This window comes from Pseudoalteromonas sp. ND6B (assembly GCF_000764215.1).
Taxonomy (GTDB): Bacteria; Pseudomonadota; Gammaproteobacteria; order Enterobacterales; family Alteromonadaceae; genus Pseudoalteromonas; species Pseudoalteromonas tetraodonis.
Window position 1 is genome coordinate 1 of the sequence record NZ_JQFL01000042.1, and the last position, 2,093, is coordinate 2,093.

The 2,093-nt window shown below is 36.6% G+C and carries 2 protein-coding genes; both read left to right on the forward strand.

The window, feature by feature from the left end; translation table 11 throughout:
- The coding region (locus ND6B_RS08375) for an IS3 family transposase (protein ID WP_033103605.1) at positions 1-810 on the forward strand (810 nt) is incomplete at its 5' end.
- A 671-nt stretch (positions 811-1,481) separates the two neighbouring features.
- A complete protein-coding gene (locus ND6B_RS08370; RefSeq protein WP_033103280.1) occupies positions 1,482-1,853 on the forward strand; it encodes a GxxExxY protein in 372 nt (123 codons plus the stop codon).
- The last annotated feature ends 240 nt before the right edge of the window (positions 1,854-2,093 follow it).

Consider the following 2,093-nt stretch of genomic DNA (forward strand, 5'->3'; position numbering starts at 1 on the left):
TATGGGCATTTACCGGCCAGTAAAATAGTCCCTAAGCTGCTTGATAAGGGCATATGGATAGCGTCTGAAAGTTCGTTTTATCGTGTCATGAAGGCACATAACTTATTAACGCATAGAGAAAAAGTAAAGCCAGCTAAGCCGATGAAAAAGCCAAGAGCACTGAAAGCAGTGCGTGCAAATGAAGTCTACACTTGGGATATCACCTATTTACCAACGAGCGTAAAAGGGCAATTTTTATACTTATATTTAGTGATGGACATTTTTAGTCGAAAGGTTGTTGGCTGGCAGGTTTACGACACACAGTTAAGTGAATTAGCCGCGGATTTAATGAAGGATATTTGCAGTCGAGAGCAAATAAAGCGCGAGCAAGTTACGTTACACTCAGATAATGGCAGCCCAATGAAAGGCGCGACATTACTGGCAACATTACAGGAGTTAGGGATTGTGCCATCATTTAGTCGACCGTCAGTAAGTAATGACAATCCATACTCTGAGTCGTTATTTAAAACGTTAAAGTATCGCCCAGAATACCCAGAAAAGCCATTTGAAGATATAAGCGCAGCAAGAGAATGGGTAAGTGGGTTCGTTGATTGGTACAATAATGAGCATCTACACAGTGGTATAAAATTTGTGACGCCAAACCAACGTCATTCAGGTTTAGATAAAGAAATATTAGCTAAGCGTCAGCAGGTAAACGACGCAGCTAAATTGAATAACCCAAGCCGTTGGTCAGGGAAGTCACGAGACTGGTCAATGATAAATGAAGTAAATTTAAACCCTGAGAAAAAAGAAGAAATGCGGGCGGCATAAAATTTAACTTGAGGCGACAACTAACTTGAAAAACTCCGATAATTAGTACTTAGGTTAGTCGCTTTGATTTCTCATTTACTACTCATTCCCTTCTCTCAGTGCAATAAGATCTTTAAGAAAATTATGCACAAAGAGGGCTAAGAGACGCTGCACTTTTAGAGGTAGTGACAAAATAATTAGTACTTAGGTTAGTGGCTTTGATTTCTCATTTACTACTCATTCCCTTCTCTCAGTGCAATAAGATCTTTAAGAAAATTATGCACAAAGAGGGCTAAGAGACGCTGCGCTTTTAGAGGATGACACTTAAAAATCAGAAGCTGTACTTCTCACGCGGGCAAGCTCAGCGTCTATAAGTTATGAGCTCTACCTAAGATCTGTTTGATCTTCTCATTTGCTCCTCATTCGCTTCTCTCAGTTCAATTAGGTCTTAGTAAATTATTCATATAAAGGATGAAAAGGCTCTGCGATTTAGAGGACGTGACAAATACAGAATATTTTAATTAATAACTAGGCCTAGTATTTAATGTTTTCTCATACAATTTTCTATGTGAGGTAAGCTTTGCATTGTTGAGTAAAGGATAAATTACTTTACTAAACTATAATCAGTTTAAATCAATACAAGTAGAAATAAAAAATCTAACTCTTAAAGTTACCATTGAATAAGGATAATCATGCACATTGACGAGTTAACACAAACAGTAATTGGCTGCGCAATAGAGGTACACAAAACTTTAGGCCCTGGCTTATTGGAGTCAAGCTATGAATCTTGTTTAATGTATGAGTTATGTCAGGCTGGGTTATTTATTAAAAATCAAGTTGAACTACCAATAATTTACAAGGAACAATATATTGCAACAGGTTATAAATTGGATATTTTATTACCAAATGAATTAATAATTGAACTGAAGGCCGTTGATAAACTACAACCTATTCACTCAGCGCAGTTGATTACATATATGAAGCTATCAAATATAAATACGGGCTTACTAATTAACTTTAATACACTAAAGTTGGTTGATGGTATCAAGCGCTTTAATTTATGATTTTTCAATCAACTTGATAGTTAATATTCTCTTAAGTGAAGATGCACAAAGAGGACTAAGAGACGCTGCGCTTTTAGAGGAAGTGACAAAATAATTAGTACTTAGGTTAGTGGCTTTGGTTTCTCATTTACTACTCATTCCCTTCTCTCAGTGCAATAAGATCTTTAAGAAAATTATGCACAAAGAGGGCTAAGAGACGCTGCGCTTTTAGAGGTAGTGACAAAATAATTAGTACTTAGG

Bases quoted from the DNA above. Each gene is read 5' to 3' on its own strand.
- ND6B_RS08370 (WP_033103280.1), top strand. From the start codon at position 1,482: ATGCACATTGACGAGTTAACACAAACAGTAATTGGCTGCGCAATAGAG.